18 protein-coding genes are annotated in these 20,315 nt (G+C 62.5%); 11 read left to right on the top strand and 7 right to left on the bottom strand.

The genetic code is table 11. The features are described 5' to 3' along the window. Positions 1 to 145: 145 nt before the first annotated feature. From HMPREF2785_RS00090 to HMPREF2785_RS00070, 5 genes are all read left to right on the top strand, one after another. The gene (locus HMPREF2785_RS00090) at positions 146 to 1,315 is read left to right on the top strand and encodes a Fic family protein (protein ID WP_070613707.1); all 1,170 of its coding nucleotides are present in this window, start codon (positions 146 to 148) and stop codon (positions 1,313 to 1,315) included. Positions 1,316 to 1,608: 293 nt separating this feature from the next. Beyond that, complete coding sequence (locus HMPREF2785_RS00085) at positions 1,609 to 2,970, top strand: SLC5/6 family protein (RefSeq protein ID WP_070452850.1); 1,362 nt, start codon at positions 1,609 to 1,611, stop codon at positions 2,968 to 2,970. Between the two features lie 144 nt (positions 2,971 to 3,114). Next, positions 3,115 to 4,356 (top strand): inorganic phosphate transporter, encoded by a 1,242-nt coding sequence (locus HMPREF2785_RS00080; RefSeq protein WP_083308789.1) that lies wholly within the window; start codon positions 3,115 to 3,117, stop codon positions 4,354 to 4,356. Between the two features lie 13 nt (positions 4,357 to 4,369). After that, positions 4,370 to 4,627, top strand: a complete 258-nt coding sequence (locus HMPREF2785_RS00075) for a hypothetical protein (protein WP_070422082.1) — start codon at positions 4,370 to 4,372, stop codon at positions 4,625 to 4,627. Between the two features lie 431 nt (positions 4,628 to 5,058). After that, positions 5,059 to 6,324: an amino acid permease gene (locus HMPREF2785_RS00070; RefSeq protein ID WP_070613706.1), complete on the top strand. Its 1,266-nt coding sequence runs from the start codon at positions 5,059 to 5,061 to the stop codon at positions 6,322 to 6,324. Positions 6,325 to 6,457: 133 nt separating this feature from the next. Here HMPREF2785_RS00070 and HMPREF2785_RS00065 read toward each other — a convergent pair whose 3' ends face one another. Together HMPREF2785_RS00065 and HMPREF2785_RS00060 are read right to left on the bottom strand one after the other, a co-directional pair. After that, entirely contained in the window at positions 6,458 to 6,925 is a 468-nt protein-coding gene (locus HMPREF2785_RS00065) for a hypothetical protein (protein ID WP_070484567.1), read from the bottom strand. 244 nt (positions 6,926 to 7,169) lie between these two features. Next, positions 7,170 to 7,625 (bottom strand): hypothetical protein, encoded by a 456-nt coding sequence (locus tag HMPREF2785_RS00060; protein ID WP_070422077.1) that lies wholly within the window; start codon positions 7,623 to 7,625, stop codon positions 7,170 to 7,172. Positions 7,626 to 7,889: 264 nt separating this feature from the next. On the opposite strand from HMPREF2785_RS00060, the gene HMPREF2785_RS00055 reads away from it, so the two are divergent. The 3 genes from HMPREF2785_RS00055 to HMPREF2785_RS00045 all read left to right on the top strand — a co-directional run bounded on the left by HMPREF2785_RS00055 (position 7,890) and on the right by HMPREF2785_RS00045 (position 14,198). Beyond that, a complete protein-coding gene (locus HMPREF2785_RS00055; protein WP_070613909.1) occupies positions 7,890 to 9,626 on the top strand; it encodes an ATP-binding protein in 1,737 nt (578 codons plus the stop codon). Positions 9,627 to 9,838: 212 nt separating this feature from the next. After that, positions 9,839 to 12,682, top strand: a complete 2,844-nt coding sequence (leuS, locus tag HMPREF2785_RS00050) for a leucine--tRNA ligase (protein WP_070613705.1) — start codon at positions 9,839 to 9,841, stop codon at positions 12,680 to 12,682. A 463-nt stretch (positions 12,683 to 13,145) separates the two neighbouring features. Then, positions 13,146 to 14,198: a DUF2189 domain-containing protein gene (locus HMPREF2785_RS00045; protein ID WP_070613703.1), complete on the top strand. Its 1,053-nt coding sequence runs from the start codon at positions 13,146 to 13,148 to the stop codon at positions 14,196 to 14,198. On the opposite strand, the gene HMPREF2785_RS00040 is transcribed toward HMPREF2785_RS00045, so the two are convergent. Further along, positions 14,188 to 15,123 (bottom strand): acrylyl-CoA reductase family protein, encoded by a 936-nt coding sequence (locus HMPREF2785_RS00040; protein WP_070613701.1) that lies wholly within the window; start codon positions 15,121 to 15,123, stop codon positions 14,188 to 14,190. The two genes, HMPREF2785_RS00045 and HMPREF2785_RS00040, sit on opposite strands and share 11 nt — an antisense overlap. 35 nt (positions 15,124 to 15,158) lie before the next feature. Here HMPREF2785_RS00040 and HMPREF2785_RS00035 point away from each other — a divergent pair, with 35 nt between their 5' ends. The 3 genes from HMPREF2785_RS00035 to HMPREF2785_RS00025 are packed head-to-tail and all read left to right on the top strand — an operon-like array spanning position 15,159 to position 16,323. Then, positions 15,159 to 15,650: a VanZ family protein gene (locus HMPREF2785_RS00035; RefSeq protein ID WP_070613907.1), complete on the top strand. Its 492-nt coding sequence runs from the start codon at positions 15,159 to 15,161 to the stop codon at positions 15,648 to 15,650. Beyond that, complete coding sequence (locus HMPREF2785_RS00030) at positions 15,647 to 16,009, top strand: YidH family protein (protein ID WP_070452871.1); 363 nt, start codon at positions 15,647 to 15,649, stop codon at positions 16,007 to 16,009. The genes HMPREF2785_RS00035 and HMPREF2785_RS00030 overlap by 4 nt, the downstream gene beginning before the upstream one ends. Then, complete coding sequence (locus HMPREF2785_RS00025) at positions 16,006 to 16,323, top strand: DUF202 domain-containing protein (RefSeq protein WP_070613699.1); 318 nt, start codon at positions 16,006 to 16,008, stop codon at positions 16,321 to 16,323. Before HMPREF2785_RS00030 ends, HMPREF2785_RS00025 begins: the two co-directional genes overlap by 4 nt. A 37-nt stretch (positions 16,324 to 16,360) precedes the next feature. Here HMPREF2785_RS00025 and HMPREF2785_RS00020 read toward each other — a convergent pair whose 3' ends face one another. The 4 genes from HMPREF2785_RS00020 to HMPREF2785_RS00005 all read right to left on the bottom strand — a co-directional run. Continuing rightward, complete coding sequence (locus HMPREF2785_RS00020) at positions 16,361 to 17,683, bottom strand: IS1096 element passenger TnpR family protein (RefSeq protein WP_070422072.1); 1,323 nt, start codon at positions 17,681 to 17,683, stop codon at positions 16,361 to 16,363. A 23-nt stretch (positions 17,684 to 17,706) separates the two neighbouring features. Further along, positions 17,707 to 19,131 carry a C4-dicarboxylate transporter DcuC gene (gene dcuC / locus HMPREF2785_RS00015; RefSeq protein WP_070422071.1) on the bottom strand — a complete coding sequence of 475 codons (1,425 nt, stop codon included), beginning with the start codon at positions 19,129 to 19,131 and terminating at the stop codon, positions 17,707 to 17,709. A gap of 76 nt (positions 19,132 to 19,207) precedes the next feature. Further along, on the bottom strand, positions 19,208 to 19,750 hold the full coding sequence (locus HMPREF2785_RS00010; protein WP_070484586.1) for a pirin-like C-terminal cupin domain-containing protein: 543 nt from the start codon (positions 19,748 to 19,750) through the stop codon (positions 19,208 to 19,210). 10 nt (positions 19,751 to 19,760) lie between these two features. Continuing rightward, the coding region (locus HMPREF2785_RS00005) for a LuxR C-terminal-related transcriptional regulator (protein ID WP_070613698.1) at positions 19,761 to 20,315 on the bottom strand (555 nt) is incomplete at its 5' end.

The raw sequence follows: 20,315 nt of genomic DNA, 5'->3' as shown, positions 1-20,315 counted from the left end.
GGAAACGGGCGGTTCGGCGAGGCCACCGAAACGGGCGGTCCGGCGAGGCCACGGAAACGGGCGCGTCGGTAAGGCCACCGAAACCTTGGCGGTCCGCGCAAACTGCCAAACTTAAGGCCAAAAGTTTGGTGGTAGCGTCAAAATCATGACTTGGCCCAAGGTTGGTAGTGAGACGCTGCCGTGGACACCGTCGCCTGCTGGGTACTCGCGACGGGCGATTCGGAATGCGCCGCGTCAATACGCAGCGGCCGTGGTGCCACGCATTGCCAACGAACGCGTTGCACTGTCGCAGGAGACGCAGACGATCCTGGACGCAGCAACGATTGAGACGGTTCGTTTCGACGCCACCGAGGCACACCGGGTCGTACCGTTTACGCCGTTGTTGTTGCGGAGCGAGTCGGTGGCGTCGAGTCGGATTGAGAAGCTGACGTCGTCGGCAAGGAAAGTGCTGGAAGCCGAGGTGACTGGACGAGGCAGCGCCAACGCGAACCTCATCGTGGCCAACACACGGCAGATGGCGGCGGCGGTGGGGAATGCGAGGGCGGACGTCCAGGGGATCGTGGAGATGCACCGGATTCTGATGGGGCAGTCTTCACCGAACATCGCAGGGCGGCTGCGTGACCAGCAGGTTTGGATCGGCGGTAGCGACCACTCCCCCGCCGGTGCTCTGTTTGTTCCGCCGCACCACCGCCACCTCGAGGCGTTGATGAAGGACCTCGGCGCGTTCATGCAGCGCGACGACATGCCGGCGCTGGCGCAGGCGGCGATTGCGCACGCGCAGTTTGAAACGATCCACCCGTTCGCCGACGGCAACGGCCGCACAGGGCGAGCGCTCGTCCACGTGTTAATGCGGAGCCGTTGCTTAGCGACGACCACCGCACTGCCCATCTCTGCCAGCCTCCTCACCGACACCACACGATATTTCGCAGCACTGGACGCGTACCGCGCTGGTGATGTCGATGGCATCGTCCAACTGTTCGCCCGGGCATCGATCGAAGCCGCACGGCGCGGAGCGCGGTTGGCAGAAGAGCTCACGCAGATCCGCAACGAGTGGAACGGCCTGCTCACCGCACGTGCCGATGCCCTCGCCTGGCGAGTCCTCGACCTCCTCGTGCAGCGCCCCGTACTGACAACCGCCGCCGTGTCCGCAGAGTTCAGCGTGTCAGCGGAGACCGCCCGCAACGCACTCGAGCGCCTGGAAGCCGACGGGATCGCCGTGTCCGCGCAGTTAGATAAGCGCCAACGCGGGTGGCGCTCCCCCGACGTGCTCGAACTTCTCGACGAGTTCGCCGACCGCGCCGGCCGCCGAACCTAGCGCTGGCCGCGGTTGCGTCGTTACCAGTTTCCGTTTCGGCTCTCACGCTGCCCCTCCAGGCTTCATATGCAGGTCTCGATATGCGTAACCCCTGGTCACGGCGTTTCTGGGAAAATCGGCCGAAATTTCGGAAAACGCTCTGACCGGCACTTACGCATATCGAGCCCTGCATATGAACGGAAACGGGCGGTTCGGCGAGGCCACCGAAACCTTGGCGTTCCGCACGAACCACCGACAACCCCACCGCACAAAAACACGCAGCGTGCTGGATAAACCCTGTACCGTAATTCCTTATGACAAAACCGGAGCTGCCGGAGCAGTACAGCGATGAACACCTGGAACTCGCGCGTGACGAGTTCGACGCGGAGAACCTCACCGACGCGGATATCGACCAGATCAAGGAGCAGCGTGAGGGCGACGAACCAGACGGTTCGTTTATGCGTTGGGTGATCACGCTCTTCGGTACCGGCGTGGGTGCGGGCATCCTGTTTCTGCCGATTAATGCGGGTAGTTTCGGGTTCTGGCCGTTGGTCGTCGCTACGCTGCTCATTGCTCCGATGGTGTTTTTCTCGCATCGGACGTATGCGCGCATTGTGGCGGCGTCGCCGGTGAAGGGCCTGGATGTGCTGCAGGTGATTACGGCGCTGACGGGCCGCAAGCGGGGGTTCGCCTCGGCGGTGCTGTATTGGCTGGGGATTTATCCCACGGTGTTGATTTACGGCATTTCGATTACGAACACGCTGGACAGTTTCATCGTCAATCAGTTGGGTGGCGCGCAGGTGGACCGGTGGGTGCTGGCCACGGTGTCGGTGGGCATCATGACGGGTGCCTATGCGTTGGGCAAGAAGATCACGCTGTGGATCGCGAACGCACTGGTGTATCCGCTGATCATTGCGCTTGCGGCGGTGTCGTTGTATCTGATTCCGCGGTGGGACTTTGCCAGTTTCCGTGGCTACGAGTCGGATGTTCCGGTGTGGCAGGGCCTGCTGCTGATTCTGCCGGTGTTGGTGTTTTCGTTCAGCCACATGGCGGCGTTGAGCCAGTTCGCGTTGGATGTGCAGAAGAAGAAGGACGGCGACGTTGAGGCCGTCGAGCGTGAGGTGTCCAAGGTGGAGTTGGTCACGGCGCTGATGCTGGTGGCGTTCACCATGTTTTTCGTGTGGTCGTGCGCGCTGTCGCTCGGCGCGGAGGGTATGGATGCGGCGCGCGAGCAGAACGTGCCGGTGCTGTCGTATTTGGCCAATGAGACGGATACGCCGTTTATGGCGTGGATGAGCCCGATTATCGCTATCGCTGCGATTGTCACGTCGTACTTCGGTCACCTCCTGGGGACGGAGGAGGGCACCGGCTATCTCGTGCGCGTGGTCGCGCCGGGCTTTGCGTCTCGCGTGTCGACGACCACCCTGCGCTGGTCCGTCAACATCTTCGTCTTTGTCACTGCGGTGTTGGTGGCGGTGGCGAACCCGTCGATTCTGGACATGATTTCGGTGGTTGGCGGCATTTTCGTTGCGTTCTTGGTCTACATCATGCCGGTGTTGCTGTTCCATAAGGCGGTGGCGTTTAAGCACTACGCGCGTCGCCCGGACACGATCTTTGTGCTCGTGGTGGGGTTGGTGATCATGGGTGTCACTGTGTGGAACATCGTGGCTGGCTAACTACCCCCAGAAGGTGAACGCTAGGTGCCGTAGGCCGGAAACCCCCAGGTAAAGCAAAGTAGCACCAAAGGGCTTGGTAAACGGGAGGTTAATGGCGCGACCGTGAGTTTCTTAAGTGCTAATTAGGGCGCATAATGCCAGGATGTGAGCATCACTATCCTCCTCGTCCTAATTATTGTTGTGGCGCTGTTTTTTGATTTCACGAACGGCTTCCATGACACCGCGAATGCGATGGCGACGTCGATTGCTACTGGCGCGTTGAAGCCGAAGACGGCTGTGGCGTTGGCTGGCATTTTGAACCTCATCGGCGCGTTCTTGTCGGTGGCGGTGGCAAAGACCGTAGCCAACGGCATTGTGAAGCTAGACGTGTTTGACCTCAGCGACACGGTTGAATCGGAGCGGCTCCTGCTGGTCGTGTTCGCGGGCCTGACGGGCGCCATTCTGTGGAATTTGTTTACGTGGCTGTACGGCATCCCGTCGTCGTCGTCACACGCGCTGTTCGGCGGTCTGATTGGCGCGGCGATCGCGGCGATTGGCTGGCAGGGCGTTGTATGGGGCGGCGTGCTGCACAAGATCATCCTGCCGGCGTTGTTTGCGCCGTTCGTGGCTGGTCTCGTCGCAATGATTGGCACCTGGCTGGTGTACCGCCTGACGTCGAATGCGGAGAAGGAGCACCGCGACAATTACTTCCGTTGGGGCCAGATTGGCACGGCGTCGCTGGTGGCGTTGGCGCACGGTACGTCGGATGCTCAGAAGACGATGGGTGTGATCTTCCTGGCCATGGTGGCCGCGGGTCAGTTTGATTCGGATCACACGATGCCGTTTTGGATCCAGGCGTCCTGTGCGCTTGCGATCGCGATTGGCACCTACTCGGGTGGTTTCCGCGTGATCCGCACCCTGGGCAAGGGTCTGGTGGAGATTCACCCGCCGCAGGGTATGGCTGCGGAGACGTCGTCGGCGGCGATTATTCTGACGTCGTCGCACTTAGGCATGGCCTTGTCGACGACCCACGTCGCCACCGGTTCCATCATGGGCTCCGGCCTGACGGGCCCGAAGGGCGAGGTGCGCTGGGGCGTTGCCGGCCGCATGGCCATCGCGTGGATCACCACCCTGCCGATCGCCGCGTTCGTCGCGTTCGTCACCTGGTGGGCAGCCCGCTGGGTCTCGGACTTTGGCGGCGACCTCGTGTGGGGCGGCATCATGCTGACTGTGCTGTTGGTGCTCGGCGGCGGCTACATGTTCATCGTGGCGCAGCGCGAGCCGGTGCACCGCGACAATGTCAACGATGACTGGGAGAGCGACTCGCTTATCGACGAACCCACCACCCCCCACCGCGGCGAACCCGCCCACATCGTGGATACGACCCGCGGCCTGGACCACCAGTAAAGAGGTATAGGTCATGCTTGAAATTCTGAAGTCTCTGTTGATGGTGCTCGGCACCGGCTTGCTGCTCGGCGCTGGCCTGCCGGCGTTGTTCTCGTTGAGCATCCACTTCCTGTCGCCTGAGGAGGACGGCACGGCACCCGTGGGTGCGCGCCGGGTGATCGGCTGGGTGTTCCTGGCTGTGGTGCTGGTGGCGGTGGTGGCAGCGATTCTGTTGATCGCTCGCGAGCGCATTGAGTACTTCACCGGATGGGACCCGTATCCGTTCCTCTAGTCACATGCGTCACATTAATTTTTAGTGTGTATGCAGGGATTATTCGCACGGGCCAATCGTTGGTGTTGACAAACTATTTGGCCCGGCCTAGGGTTGCCTCAAGATGAACGGAAGGTGAACAACCTTCACGCTTTGAAAGGAGGTGAACCCGCATGATGAACCTGTTCGACCAGATTCGCGCGTGGTTCCGCGATGAGGACCGTGGCCTTGCCACGCACATCGACGTGTCCCCGCTGGCAGTCCTCCCCCGCGCATAAGCGGTAAACGGCATGTACGCCCGCGTCCCTGAGGTTTGGGGCCGCGGGCGTTTTTCGTCGATAAGCAAAGGCGTGGTCTATGATCCGTGTGGCGTATGACACCCCCTAACGAGGAAGGCGACATTGACCACACCAACGCGTGAATTTAACTTAAACCATCTGACAGATGCGGACATGCGGCAAATCAAGGCCGAACGTGCCGCTGACGCGCCCGACGGCAGCACCCTGTCCTGGGCGATCACCCTGTTCGGTACCGCAGTCGGTGCGGGCATTCTGTTCCTGCCTATCGACGCCGGCTCGTTCGGCATCCTCCCCCTCATCTTCATCTCGCTGCTGGCGCTGCCGATGGTGTTCATGTCGCACCGCACCTACTCGCGCATCGTGTCGGCCTCCCCGGTGAAGGGCCTCGACGTCCTGCAGGTGGTTACCGCGCTGTCCGGCCGCACCCGCGGGCTGATGACCGGCCTGATGTACTGGCTCTCCATCTACCCCATCGTGCTGATCTACGGCGTGAGTATCACCAACACGATGGACAGCTTCCTGGTCAACCAACTCGGCGGACCGCAGCTGCCGCGTTGGGTCCTGGCGGCGCTGTGCGTGGGCATCCTCACCGGCGCCTACGCCATGGGCAAGAAGGCGACCCTGGCGTTTGCCAACATCCTGGTCTACCCGCTGATCATCGCGCTCGCGGCCGTGTCCATCTACCTCATCCCCCAGTGGGACCTGGCCAGCTTCCGCTCCTACCAGTCCGACACCCCAACCTGGCAGGCGCTGCTGCTGATCCTGCCGGTCTTCGTGTTCTCCTTTAGCCACATGCCGGCGATCTCCCAGGCGGCCCTCGACGCGCAGAAGCGTTTCGATGGCGACGAGAAGGCCACCGAAAAGCTCGTCTCCAAGATCGAAGCCATCTCCGCGATCATGCTCGTCGGCTTCACCATGTTCTTCGTCTGGTCCTGCAGCCTCGCACTCGGTGCCGACGGCATGGACGCCGCCCGCGAACAAAACATCCCCGTCCTGTCCTACCTGGCCAACGAAACCCACGCGCCGTTCCTGGCGGTGCTCTCCCCCATCGTCGCCCTGTGCGCGATCGCTTCGTCCTACTTCGGCCACGTCATGGGCGCGGAGGAAGGCACCACCTACCTGGTACGCGCCGTCGCCCCGAAGTTCGCGGACCGCATCAGCCCCAAGGCAATGCGCTGGGGCATTTACGTCTTCGTGTTCGTCACCACCGTTGCTGCAGCCGTGGTCAACCCGTCCATCCTGGACCTGATCTCTGTCGTCGGCGGCGTATTCATCGCCTTCCTGGTGTACATCGTGCCGATGCTGCTCTTCCGCAACGCCAAGGCATTCCGCCGCTTTGCCAACAAACCCGAAACCATCTTCGTGTTCGTTCTCGGTGTGATCATCATGGGCGTCGCCATCTGGCAGATGTTTATGTGACGCGCGCAGGGTCCGCACGGGGGTTGCGGACTCCGCATTGCGGACAATTGGGCTCGCGCCAACCGTTGGTATGTGCCAACGAAAAAAGCCGCTCCGGTCGTAGCCGGAGCGGCTTTGGTGTTCTAAGGCGAAATTAGAACGGCAGGAACTGCTGGATCATCGGGCCGACGACCGGGGCGAGAACGCCACCGATCAGGACCAGAGCGGAGATGACGGTGCCTGCGATGATGCCGGCCTTCTCGCTGTCAGTGATCGGCTGGGACTTGAAAGTCTCGCCCTGGGCGCAAGCGCGGAGTGCAGCGAGGTTATTTGCGTCATTGACGGAGGTCTCGTCGGAGGAGCCGAAAGCCTCGCCAATCTTGGAGGAGGTCTGGGCGGAGTCGATAAGGTTATTGGCCTTATCCGAGTCCAGGAGCTTCTTAACCTTGACCGGGTCCTTGAGACCGTTCGTGTATTCGATGTTGGACGGCTTGTCAAAGGTCATGTTGCAGGCGTTGCGGCCCTGGACCTTGGTCATCGTGTTGGACGCAGCGTTGGCGTCAACAGCGCCGAGGGAAAGGGCCATGGTTGCTGCCAGGGTGGCTGCGGCGATCTTCTTCACAGAGAAACTCCAATTCTTGGACAGGGGAAAAACAGATTCCACTTATGAAGATATTCCCATGTGTGGCGGGTGACAATTACGGTCGCCGAAAGGGAATTTCGTCACCCCTGTTCGGGGCATTGCAGGTGTCACGGGCATTGCGGACTCCGCATTGCGGACAACTGGGGGCGCACCAACTATCGGCGCCGGGCAGCGAAAAAGCGGCCGTTCGGTGAGGAACGGCCGCGTGGTGTCGTCGCAAAGATTAGCGCGGCAGGAACTGCTGGATCATCGGGCCGACGAACGGCGATGCCAGACCAGCGATTGCCAAGATCACGGCGAGCACGGTGGAGCCGATGATGGCAGCCTTCTTGCCCGCGGTCATATCGGCGGTCTTGTAGTCCACGCCCTTCTTGCAGGCGTCGATGGCCTCGAGGTTGTTGGCGCCGTTGATGAGCTCCTGGTCGGAGGAGCCGAAAGCCTGGCCGAGGTCAGCGCTGGTGCGCACCAGGCCGTTCTTGTTGTCCGGGAGGATGTCCTTGACCTTTTCGTCAACCTTGGCCGGTGCGACCTCGATCTTGTTCTTCTGGCCATCGAGGGTCAGAACGCAGACGCGGTCGTCGCCCGTGCCGCGCATCTCGTTGGTTGCGGCGTTGGCCTGAACAGCGCCGAGGGAAAGGGTCATGGTTGCTGCCAGGGTGGCTGCGGCGATCTTCTTCACGGGAGCTCCAAGTCTTAGAGGGGAGTTATGAACAGCTATCAATATAGCCAGTTGTCGTTATTAATTTGTAATGTAGGGACATTTTGGGGCGAATAAATGCGCAGGAAACAATTCCGAAAGATATAGAAAGATATCGGAACAATTCTCGGACCTGGGGAAACTTCGGTAGATGCCCGCCCGCAAGCCCGCTATATCTTTTCTATATCTTTCAAACCCTAAAAACGGGCGAGAAAACAATTCCCTGGGGAAATGTACAATCGCACCATGGTTACAGAATCTGCCTGGGATGATCTTCTCCCAAACGTGCGTGATGCGCTTCAGGCGATCAATGACGGGGCAACGGCGGACTCGCAGGAGTCGCTCATCTTGGAGTTCAAGGAGGACCCCGCTGCTCGAGGAGGAGGACAGGCGGAGAGGGAGCGGTTCGTCGACAAGTTGGTGGATGAGGCCGTCTGCATGGCGAACGGGGAAGCAGCCATGGGGTACATCGTGGTGGGTGTCGCCGACAAGGTTCCCGGGAGGGAAGCGTTTACGGGTACCAAACTGGATGAAGAAAAGATCACTCACCGGATCTTCGTCAAGACCAATCCCAACATGAACGTCCAGGTCACGACGTTGGATGCGTGGGGCGCAAGGCTCGTTGTTATTCACGTCCCTGAAGCGCGGGCGTTGTACACGCGTAGCGACGGCGCCGCGAAGAAACGCACCGCAGACGGCCAATTCTCCTGCAAGGAGATCACGGAAGAGGAGCGACGCGCTATCGACGCGGCACGTCGCAACCCGGATTACTCAAACGGTCCAGCCGATATCTCGATAGACGACTTGCCGTTAGCGGTAGTTGAAGAGGCACGCAGGATGCTCCGCCAACACCGCAGGACACGCGGCCTGGATGCTGCCGTCCCTCAGACCACAACCGGACTGTTGCGGGAACTTGGGCTTTTGCGTGACGACGGCAAACTTAAACGTGCCGGCGAAATTCTCCTGGCCAGTCCAGAACCAACGGACGTTATTGTGCGCCACCTTTGGCGGACGTTGCCGGGTGAGGAACCCCGGGCGACGTTGATTTCAGACCCGGTCCTGCTGGCACTGCCCCGCCTTCGCCGACTGATCACCGAAAACGGTGACACTGAGATTGAACGGGTCCAGTTTGACGACGGTGAAGAGGTTGCCATCAGCCGTTTTCCCGAGCAGGCCGTTGATGAAGTTGTTGCGAATGCATTCATTCACCGCGACTGGCGACTGCCCGGCCCGGTGGTTGTCGAGCAGTCCAATCGAACGCTTAAAGTCACCTCCCCTGGCCCACTCCCGCCAGGTGTGACCCGGGACAAACTCCTATCTACGTCCTCGGTTCCGCGGAACAACCGGCTGATGGCGGCAATGCGCACGCTGGGGTTGGCGGAAGAAAGCTCTCGTGGTTTTGACCGTATGTGGGCGACCATGCTCCGAACCGGACGCAGTGAGCCGGAGGTTATCGCAACCGATGTGAACGTCCAAGTGATTCTGGCTGCACAAAAACCGGACGTGGACTTCATCAAGGGGCTGAGGAGGCTGTCGAAGCGTTACGGGGAGGTTGTCGTCGATAGTGTGGCGTCCTTGATTGTGTTGTGGCACCTCAACTCCGCAGCACTCATCACGGCAACGACCGCAGTGCAGAAAACCCAGCTCACTTCGCTTGAGGTCAGGGAGCTCATGGACGATCTCGTGGACCGCGGCCTCCTCGATTCCGTAGCCGACGCAAACGAATGGACACTCAGCGGCGAGGCTCGGAAACTTCTCAACTTGGGCCAGGCTGGCGAACTGGCAACGGTAAGCATTCAGGAATGGATCGAAGCAAAGCTTCTCGACGGCGAAACCCTCCGGTCCGCCGACATCGCCGATCAAACCGGCGTCAGCGTTGCAGAGGCGGGCAGAATCCTGCGACACCTTCGAAGCCTCGGTAGGGCAAGGATTGATCCGGAAGGTCCCCCTCGTGGCCGCGGCACCCGCTGGATTCGCGCGTAAATCCGCGCAGAAAACAATTCCGAAAGATAGTGAAAGATATCGGAACAATTCGCTGACCTGCGGAAACTGGCAAAACGGCTCGTCCAAACGCCCGCTATATCTTTTCTATATCTTTCACATCCCAAAACGACCCCGAAAACAATTCCCTGGGGAAATGGCGTTCGGGGCGGAGGTCGCAGATAAACAATGCCTGTTCACTACACTGCATAACCATGACTGAGGCGACCCCGCACCGCTATACGGCCGAGCTGGCCAATGAGATCGAGAAGAAGTGGCAGGCGTACTGGCGTGACAACCACACGTTTTACGCACCGAACCCGGTTGGTGATCTTGCTCCGCAAGCGTCGCAAGGCCAGACCGAGCTGCCAAAGGACAAACTCAACGTTCAGGACATGTTCCCCTACCCATCGGGTGCGGGGCTGCACGTCGGCCACCCGCTGAGTTACATCGCCACGGATGTGTACGCGCGCTACAACCGCATGCTGGGCAAGAACGTGCTGCACACACTGGGTTATGACGCGTTTGGTCTGCCGGCAGAGCAGTACGCCATCCAGACCGGCACCCACCCGCGCACGACCACTGAGGCGAACATTGCCAACATGCGCCGCCAGCTGGCCATGTTGGGCCTCGGCCACGACCCGCGCCGCTCCGTTGCCACCACGGACCCGGAGTTTTATCGCTGGACGCAGTGGATCTTCCTGCAGATCTACAACGCCTGGTTCGACGAGGAGCAGCAGAAGGCCCGCCCGATCGAGGACCTCGTGCGCGACCTCATGTCCGGCGCTCGCCAGACCAAGGACGGCCGCAACTTCCGCGACCTGACCACCGAGGAGAAGCACAAGGCTATCGACGAGTTCCGCCTCGTCTACCTCTCCGACTCCATGGTCAACTGGTGCCCGGGCCTGGGCACCGTGCTGGCGAATGAGGAAGTCACCGCCGAGGGCCGCTCCGAGCGCGGCAACTACCCGGTCTTCCGCAAGCGTCTGCGCCAGTGGATGATGCGCATCACCGACTACTCCGACCGCCTGCTTGACGACCTTGACCTGCTCGAATGGCCGGAAAAGGTCAAGAGCATGCAGCGCAACTGGATCGGCCGCTCCCGCGGCGCAGAGGTCGTGTTCGAATCGCCCGCCGGCGACATCACCGTCTTCACCACCCGCCCCGACACCCTGTTCGGCGCGTCCTACGTGGTGCTCGCGCCCGAGCATTCGCTTGTCGACGACCTCGTGGCCGACTCCTACCCCACCGACGTCGACACCCGCTGGACCAACGGCGAAGCCACCCCGCGCGAAGCCGTCGACGCCTACCTGCGCTCCATCGCCGCCAAGTCCGATGTGGAACGCCAGGAAAACAAGGAAAAGACCGGCGTGTTCCTGGGCACCTACGCGGTCAACCCGGTCAACGGCGAGCAGGTCCCGATCTTCATCGCCGACTACGTGCTCACCGGCTACGGCACCGGCGCCATCATGGCGGTCCCGGCCCACGACGAGCGCGACTACGAGTTCGCCACCGTCTTCGGCCTGCCGATTACGCCTGTTCTCGACGGCGACGTCTCCGAAGCCGCCTTCACCGGCGACGCCACCCACATCAACTCCGCCAACGAATCCGGCCTGGACCTCAACGGTATGGGTAAGGATGAGGCGATTGAAGCGGCCCTTGGGTGGGTCGTCGATAAGCAAAAGGGCTCCGAGAAAATCCAGTACAAACTGCGCGACTGGCTGTTTGCTCGCCAGCGCTACTGGGGCGAGCCATTCCCCATCGTGTACGACGAAAACGGCCAGGCGCACGGCCTGCCGGAAGACATGCTGCCCGTCGAATTGCCGCAGGTAGAGGACTACAACCCCGTCGCCTTCGACCCCGAAGACGCCGACTCCGAACCCGCCCCGCCGCTGGCCAAGGCCACCGACTGGGTCGAGGTCGAACTGGACCTGGGCCACGGCAAGCAGAAGTACTGGCGCGACACCAACGTCATGCCACAGTGGGCCGGCTCCTCCTGGTACCAACTGCGCTACATCGACCCGACCAACACGGATGCGCTGGTGGACATTGAGAACGAGCGCTACTGGACCGGCCCGCGCCCCGAGGAGCACGGCGCCAACGACCCCGGCGGCGTTGACCTGTACGTCGGCGGCGTCGAACACGCCGTGCTGCACCTGCTCTACGCGCGCTTCTGGCACAAGGTGCTTTACGACCTCGGCTTTGTCACCTCCAAGGAGCCCTACCGCCGCCTGTTCAACCAGGGTTACATCCAGGCCTACGCCTACACCGACTCCCGCGGCGTCTACGTCCCCGCGGCCGAGGTCGAGGAGAAGGACGGCAAGTTCTTCTACAACGGCGCCGAGGTCAACCGCGAATACGGCAAGATGGGCAAGTCTCTGAAGAACTCTGTCGCACCCGACGAGGTTGTCGAGGACTACGGCGCTGACACCCTGCGCGTTTACGAAATGTCCATGGGCCCGCTCGACACCTCCCGCCCGTGGGCGACCAAGGACGTCGTCGGCGCGCAGCGCTTCCTGCAGCGCCTCTGGCGCCTGGTCGTGGATGAGGCCACCGGCGAGGTCACCGTGGTGGACGCTTCGTTGACGGAAGACGACCTCAAAGCCCTCCACCGCACCATCGCCGGCGTACGCGACGACTACGCCCACCTTCGCGACAACACCGTCGCCGCGAAACTCATCGAGTACGTCAACTACCTGACCAAGACCTACCCGTCGGGTGCGCCTCGCGACGCCGTCGAGCCGCTGGTCCAGATGGTCTCGCCGCTGGCCCCGCACATCGCCGAAGAACTCTGGTCCCTGCTCGGCCCCCCCGAGACCATCACGTTCGAGCCGTTCCCGGAGTTCGCCGAGCAATGGCTTACCGACGACACCGTCGAGGTCCCCGTCCAAATCAACGGCAAAGTCAAGGCCCGCATCGACGTGGCCACCGACGCCTCTAAGGACGACCTCGAAGCCGCCGCCCTTGCCGACGACCGCGTCGCCGCCTTGGTGGACGGCAAGACCGTAGTCAAGGTGATCGCGATCCCTGGCCGCATGGTCAACCTCGTGGTCAAGTAGGGGTTCTGCTCGGGTTCTGCTGCCCTACCCTTTTCTCATACCCTTCTCAAAAAAGTTCCCCGGTTCGGCCGAATCCGGGGAACTTTTTTGTGCCCGCGCCGACCTGTCCTGGGCGTAGTGAAACTTCTTAGCCCACCGGACGAAGAAAATTCCCCGCCGGGGAACTATTTTGCCGGTGATGCCCAAAATGCCCGGCCTGCCTCACCCCGGGCGCCCCGCCGCCTCACCCCGACCCGCGGGCCCGGCCCCACCGCCCCCCACCGCCCCGTCCGGCTGACAGATCACGGCGGAATCTGTCAGGCGTCGGTAAACGTGCAGGTCAGAAAACGTTCCTGACAGATTTTGCAAAGTTTGTCAGGAGGCGGCCCGGGCAGCGCCAACGTTCCGGCCCGGCGTCCCACCGCGCAGGGTTGTTAAACTCGGCTGGGCAAAACTGATACCTATCCGATGAAGGAACACATCAATGTCCACTCCGAACAATGACGGCTTCGAGCCGTATCCGCAGCATCCGCAAGGAAGCCACCCGGAGAACGACGGGGGTTACCCGAGCTACGACAGTTACGCCGACCCCGCCGACGCCGGCAACTACGCCGACCAAGCCGGCAACTACCAAAACGGCTACAGCGACTACAGCGCGTTTGAGGTCAATTCGGCGGCGTCGATGGCGGGCAACACGGCGTTGCGGTTCCATGGCCAGCAGTTGACGGACAACGTTCCGGGCGATGGTGTGAGCCCGCACCCGATTAACGACCCGGCGAATAACGGCTGGTCGCATGTGAAGGGCACCGGCAGGCTGAACATTTTGGAGGCGATCGGCTGGGGCTTCAAGACCGTGTTTGGCAACCCGAAGCTGTGGCTGCCGCTTGGCGTGGTGTACCTGCTGCTGAGCGTGGCGGTGCAGTTTGTGCCGACGGTGGGCACCTGGATTCAGGTGGGCGGCACGACGGTGTTCGGCCCGTGGATGATTGGTGCGGCGTTGCAGGCGACGCTGGCGCGCAACCTGAACTTCGGGGATGTGAAGTCGCCGACGTTTGGTAAGACGCTGGGCATGTCGGTGTTGTTGTCGGTCATCGCCATGCTTGGCATGACGGTGCTGCTGACGGCGCTGGGCATTGGTGCGTTTTCGGCGATCGATCCGACGATGATCCCGGAGAACCCGGAGGCGATCATGGATGACCCGGAGACGTTCTTTGCGGTGATGGGCCCGGTGATGGCGGCATTCGGCATTGGTTTGGTGGTGATGCTGCTGATCAGCCCGCTGTTTATGCTGCAGCCGTGGTTCGCGGGTGACAACAATGGCACGTTTGGCCAGGCGTTCACCGGCGGTTTCAAGGCGGGTGCGCGTAACTATGGCCGTCTGTTGGGCTTCGCGGTGTTGGCTGGTTTGATCAACCTCATTGGTGCGATCCCGTTTGGTCTTGGCTTGATTGTGACCTTGCCGGCGACGATGCTCGCGTTGGCGTACGCCTACCGGCAGATTTCGGCTGGTCCGGTGCCGCAGGAGCCTACAGCTTAACGACGACCCTTCCACCGCCCCGGCCCTCCAACAGGGCCTGGCCGGCTTCGATGACGCCATCCAATCCGATTGTTTCGGTGCGGATGGCGTTTGTGTTGAGGGAGGTGTCGAGGAGTGCCCAGGCTTCGTCGCGAAGGTCGTTGGGGGTGTCGACGGAGTTCACGCCGATCAATTGGGTACCGCGCAGGATGAACGGCAGGACGGATGCGGGCAGGTCGTTGCCAGCGGCCATGCCGCATGCGGTGGCGACGCCGCCCCAGCGCAGTTGGGTCAGCGCGTTGGCCAGGATGTCGGAGCCGACGGTGTCGATCACGCCGCCGAGGCGCGCCTTCTGCAGTGGTTTGCCTTTGCCGGTGAAGTCGGCGCGGTCGAGGATTTCGGTGGCGCCGAGTTCGCGCAGCCAGGTGCTGTGTTCGTCGATACGCCCGGTGAGCGCCCAGACCTCGTGGCCGCGTTCCGCGAGCAGTGATACGGCGATGGAGCCGACTCCGCCGGTGGCGCCGGTGACCAGGATGGGTCCGTCGGTGGAGTAGGAGGCGCGCTCGAATGCCGCGACGGAGAGTGCCGCGGTGTAGCCGGCGGTGCCGATGGCGGCGGCGTCCTCGGCGGTGAAGCGGGATGGGACGCGGGTGATGTGGGTGTCGTCGATACGCACGCGCGGGGTGTAGCCACCGTGACGGCGCTCCCCGAGCCCGCGGCCATTCACCGTGACCAGCGTGCCGTCTTCGAGGGTGCCCACCGCGTCGATGCCGGGGACGCGCGGCAGTTCGCGCAGGACACCGCGGTTGCCGGACAGTGCCATTGCGTCTTTGTAGTTCAGCGACGAGTGCGTGACGTTGATCAGCGTGTCGCCTTCGCCGGCGTATTCATCGCGGGTTTCTACGATCTGGGGGCCATTGTCAGTAACCAGCAAGGTGCTATTCATGGTCGCCAGCCTAACGTGCGTCTACCGTGGGGCGGGTGAATACGACCAGAAGTACACCGGCAACGGTCGCCGCGGCAGTGGTGACTGTCGTTGTCGTGCTTGCGTTTACGGTGGGTAAGGCGTTCGTGTCGATCCCGGGAGTGTGGGCGGCGGAGTCGCACCAGATCAGTCAGATCCGGCTCAATCCGCTGCAGACGTTCACGTATGCGCGGGTGTGGTGGGGTCCGTGGCTGAACTTGTTCGGCAACATTGCGCTGTTCATTCCGGTGGGGTTTGTGGCGTATCGGGGCTCGATCGTGAGGGCGCTCGCGGCAGGCACGCTGTTCAGCCTGGGCATCGAGACGGCGCAGTATCTGGGCGGGTGGGGGTATAGCGATACGGACGATGTCATCTGCAACGCGGCGGGTGCGTTGTTGGGGGCGGTGTGGGCGAGGGTGTCGTCGCAAAGCAATACTGCGTTGTGGGTGATCGCTGCGGTTGGGGTGGTTCTCCTGACGGTGTATGCGGCGCTAGGGTTGAGCACATGAGTGAGCGTGGTTGGTTTACCCGGCGGGTGTTTCCGGATGGCAACGAGCCGGATCCGCGTTTCACCTTGGCTAACGAGCGCACATTCCTCGCGTGGACGCGTACTGCGCTCGCGTTTTTGGCGGGCGGGATTGCGTTGGAGGCGTTTGAGCTTCCGCGTATCGACGACACCGTGCGCTCCATCGCCGCCGCCACCATCATCGTGATCTCCATGGCTATTTCCGCAGGTGCCGCGGTGCGTTGGGTACGGATCGAACGCGCCTTGCGCCACGGCAAACCAATCCCGGCGCCGGCGATCGTGCCGATTCTGGGCATCGGTGTGTTCGTCGCCGCGGTGGTGGTTGGGGTGAGCCTGCTGTGAGCATCGTCGTCGCGGACCCGGGCCTGCAGCCGGAGCGCACCGCGATGAGCTGGACGCGCACCGGGCTGGCGATGCTGGTGTGCGCGGCGACGCTGCTGCGCTGGGCGGATGCTTACCCGGAACTGATCATGTTTGCGGCGTGCGCGCTCACGCTCGGCGCGGTGGCGATCGGGCTGCTGAACCGCCGGCTGTACAGGCGCGACGCATTTGCTCTTGCCGACGAGCGCAGCGCCCCGAACACCGCCCCCATCGCCATTCTCACCGCGATGATGCTGGGCATTGCCGTGGTGGGGCTCTACCTGGTGCTCGCCTGAGTTAACCGGGCGGGGCCAACCGGGCGGGGCCTAGAACCTAGCCTTCGTAGTAGGCGCGGTGGAGGTGCATCATGGCGCGGCCTTCGTCGGAAAGCCCGGAGCGGCCCGGTTCGTACTCTTCGACGACGCAGAAGCCGTAAAGCCACGGGATGTAGTCGTCGATGTCGGGGTTGGGCTGGGGCTCGCCGATGAACCAGTCGACGGTGGCGCGCCACAGGTCTGCGCCCATGACGGATTCGAAGAAGCGGCGCAGGTTGTCGGCGTTGGCGGCGACGGCGTCGTCGCTGCTGAGGAAGGTCAGACCCGCTTTGGTGGGGGTGAGGATTTCGTGGCGCTTCTTTAACAAGCCGGCGTCGAGAAGAAAATCGACGACGGTACCCGGGAACGGCAGCGCTGTGATGTCGCGGATCTCGCGGGATACCTCGGGGGTTAGCTCGCCCACGTTGTAGGGCACGCTGGCGATGAACAGGCTGATCAGGTCGCCGAACACCAAGGTCAGGGAGTTGGGGGCTTCGAGGTCATCGGTGTCGTCGAGAAGCCCTTCGAGCCCTTCGAGCCCTGGCAGGCCGGCGAAGCCGGGCAGGCTGGCCAGTTCGGCGAGTTCGGGGAAATCGGTGCCTTCGCCGAGGACGGAGTTGAAGAAGTCGGTCACGGCCGAGATCATCGCCGGGTTGCGCTCCGGGTGGGGGTCCACGTCCAGGATTTCGCGCAGGCCGGGCTGGGAGTTGATGAAGTTGTCAAAGCGCTCCGCCAGGCCTAGACCCTCGGATTCGGCGGCGGCCATCTCGTCGAAAAACTGCTCCTCGGCGACGTTGGCCATGCGGGAGGCGACCGTGACCGGGTCGGCGAAGGTCAGCCGGTCCAGCATGCGCTCCGGCGGCATGACCGGCAGGAAGCTAAACAGCAAGGTGACGGTGTCCACGTCGGGTTCGATACCGGCGGCGAGCAGGCGGGCCTGGCGGCGGAACTCGGTCATCATGGCGGGGCCGTTGCAGGCTTCGATGACGTCGGGGCCGGCGGCGTCGACAAGCATCGGCGTTGGCGCATCGATGTGGGAGGGGCCGAGGACTTCGACGTGGATGGACCAGTCGGCCGCCGCGTCGTAAATGTAGGTCATCGGCTCCATCTCAGCGACCGTGATGGTGTCTTCGTGCTGCTCACCCGCACCGGGGCTTTCGGCGTACACCTCGCGTTGCGTGCCGTGCTTGCCCACGAACAGGTGCGAGGACGCGCCGGAGAACCCGAGGGATGCGTCGATGACCTCGGCGAGCGCGCCGAGCGTCATGTCGGGGTCAACGTTGAAGCAACGTGAGATTTCCGGCGAAGAGTCTTCGACGGTGATCAGCACTGAGACAGTCATACCGGAAACAATACGGACTTTTGCTACACGACGAACAACAGCGCGCACACCACCGACGTGACCATGCCCGCTGCCAACGGCACGAGGGTGCGGCGCACCACGTCAACCGGGTTCACGTTCAGTGCGCCAGCGACGATGAGCACCGCAGCGTTGACCGGGGAAGCCTGGCGCATGGTGTTGGAGGCGGCCCAAATGGAGGTGAGCATCTGCGGGGCGGACACGGCGGAGTCGGCCGCGATGCCCGGCACCATTTCGGAGAACGCGAAGTACGGGGCCACGCCGGAGCCGGTGAGCATTGCCATGACAGAGGTGGCGATGACGAACACCAGCACCATCAGGATCGCAGCACCCGAGGACGCCTGGGCGAGGCTGGTCAGGCCCTCGATAACGCCCATCTGGGTGATGCCTTCCACCAGGATGGCGGCGGCGACGATGAGGGACACCACGCCTGCGGCGCCCTCGCCGAGGCCTTTGAAGAAGTCCTGGAGGGAATCCGCGGCGTAGTTCACGTCGCGCAGGCGGATGGCCTCGATGATCATGGTCAGCATGAGCGACACGACGGTCACGGGGAGAATGCCGGCCTCGAAACCGACGATGTCCAGGCGGTTCAGGATTGCGGAGACGATGATCAGCAGCAGCGGCATCAGCGGCAAGATGGCGTAGAAGCCCGGCAGGCCCTCGGCGCGCTCCATGGCTTCGTGGATGCGGCGGTCGGACTCTTCGTGCTTCGCGGCCTCCAGGTCGGCCTCGCCTGCGGCGGCACCGGCTTTGACCAGGTCCTTCTTGTCGCAGCGGTGCTGCCACCACATGTGCACAAACGCGATGACGATCAGGCCCGGGATGGTGGCCTTAGCCACGTTGCCGAAGGTGAACTCGGTGACCGTCATGCCGGTCAGGTCAGCGGCCTGAATCAGGCCCGCCTCCAGCGGGGACGGGGCAATAGTGGAGGCCGTAGCGACGATCGCACCCACCGTCAGCGGAGTCAGCCCCGCAGCGATCAACGCCGGCATGAGCGTGGCCACGAGCAACAGCGCCAACGCACTGGCAGAGGGCACCACGAACGACAGCAGCGTCGCCACCAAGTAGCCGATGGGTACGAGCCAGTAGGAGCCGTTGAAGCGACGCAGCGGGCTAGACAGTGCCACTACGGTCTTTGCGTCGGCGCCGATGTGGCGCATGTAGCCGACGAAACCGAACAGCACCATAATTGCCATGCCGGTGCCGGCGAAACGGGACTTGAACAGGGCCTCGATGATGAGCAACTCGTCGTAGAACGCGTTGCCGGAAGATTCGAACTCGGTTGAGGCGTAGTCGATGCGGCCGGTTGCGGCGGCGATCATGAGCAGCAGCACACCCACCGCGAAGATGGCGGATGCGGCGTGGACTTTTTTGTAAATGAAGTAGCCGACGGCAGCGACGGCCAAGACAGCAATCAGAATATATAGCACTATCCGATTATTGCGCTGTTACCGCATGTCTGCACGGTAAGTGGCCTATATGTGGGCAAGATCTCCCCGGTTCGTGTTACTCGGGAAGACCACCCAACACCAGCACGTGGGTGAAATGCTCGGAACGGTTCTCCAAACCGAGCGTGCGCTCACCCGGACCAATGAGCATGTGGGAGTGAGAGACCACCGAGGAGCGGTTGACCTCGATATCGCCGTCGCAGGCAATGATGGCGTACTCGAAGTCAGGGTTGAGCGTCATCGCAAGTTCAGCGTCCGTGGCAAGCGTCATCTGCGCTGCGACACACGGCGTGAGCGTCTCAATTTCTCCTTTGCGGCCGAACATTTCACCGATGAACACGTACGCCTCGCCGGCGGTTCGAGTGGTCACGGTACGCAGCGGAAACGCCTCAGGTTCGGCGATTTGCTGGCGGGCGGGCAACGCATCTGCCTCGATGAACATCTGCCCTTGAGGGCGGTCCAAATCGTCGCCGGTACGCAGCGAGCCGTTATGGCGCCAGGTCAGGCTGGCCAAGCCAACTGGCGCGTCATGCGGGCCGCTGAGCCCCAGTAAGCAGGTACTGGCGCGCCAGGGCCCAGTATGCAGCTCGATGAAAGTCATACGGGACACACTAGATGATGCGACGCTGCCGAGCTTGCTCTACGGCAGCTGTTCTGTTGTCAACCCCCAACTTTGAATAGATGTGGATCAGGTGGGTTTTCACCGTGGCTTGGGAGATGAAGAGCTGTTCGGCGATCTCCCGGTTCGACGCGCCCGTCTGCAGTGCGCGAAGCAGTTCGATCTCGCGGGCGGACAGAGCCTCGTCGGGGTTGACCAGACGGTCTGCCAGCACATTCGCCACTTGCGGAGAGAGCACGCGCTTGCGTTTCGACGCCTGCACCACCGCGTCATGCAATTCATCCTCAGGTGCATCCTTGAGCAGGTAGCCCATCGCGCCGGCCTCCACCGCCGCAACGACGTCGGCCTGCGTGTCGTAGGTGGTCAGGATGAGCACCGGCGGCCCGCCCGCCTTGACCAAACGGCGGGTCAGGTCGATTCCGGACGCGCCGGGCATCTGGATGTCGGAGACCACTACGTCCACGCCTTCGGGCACGTCGGCGTCGCCGTCGGCGGCCTCAGCCACCACTTCCATGTCGCCGAACGAGTTGAGAACGGCGCGAAGGCC

This window comes from Corynebacterium sp. HMSC067D03, assembly GCF_001811185.1.
GTDB classification, from domain to species: Bacteria; Actinomycetota; Actinomycetes; order Mycobacteriales; family Mycobacteriaceae; genus Corynebacterium; species Corynebacterium coyleae.
Note: the sequence above shows the minus strand (reverse complement) of the source record. Positions and strands in the feature narration are given on the sequence as shown.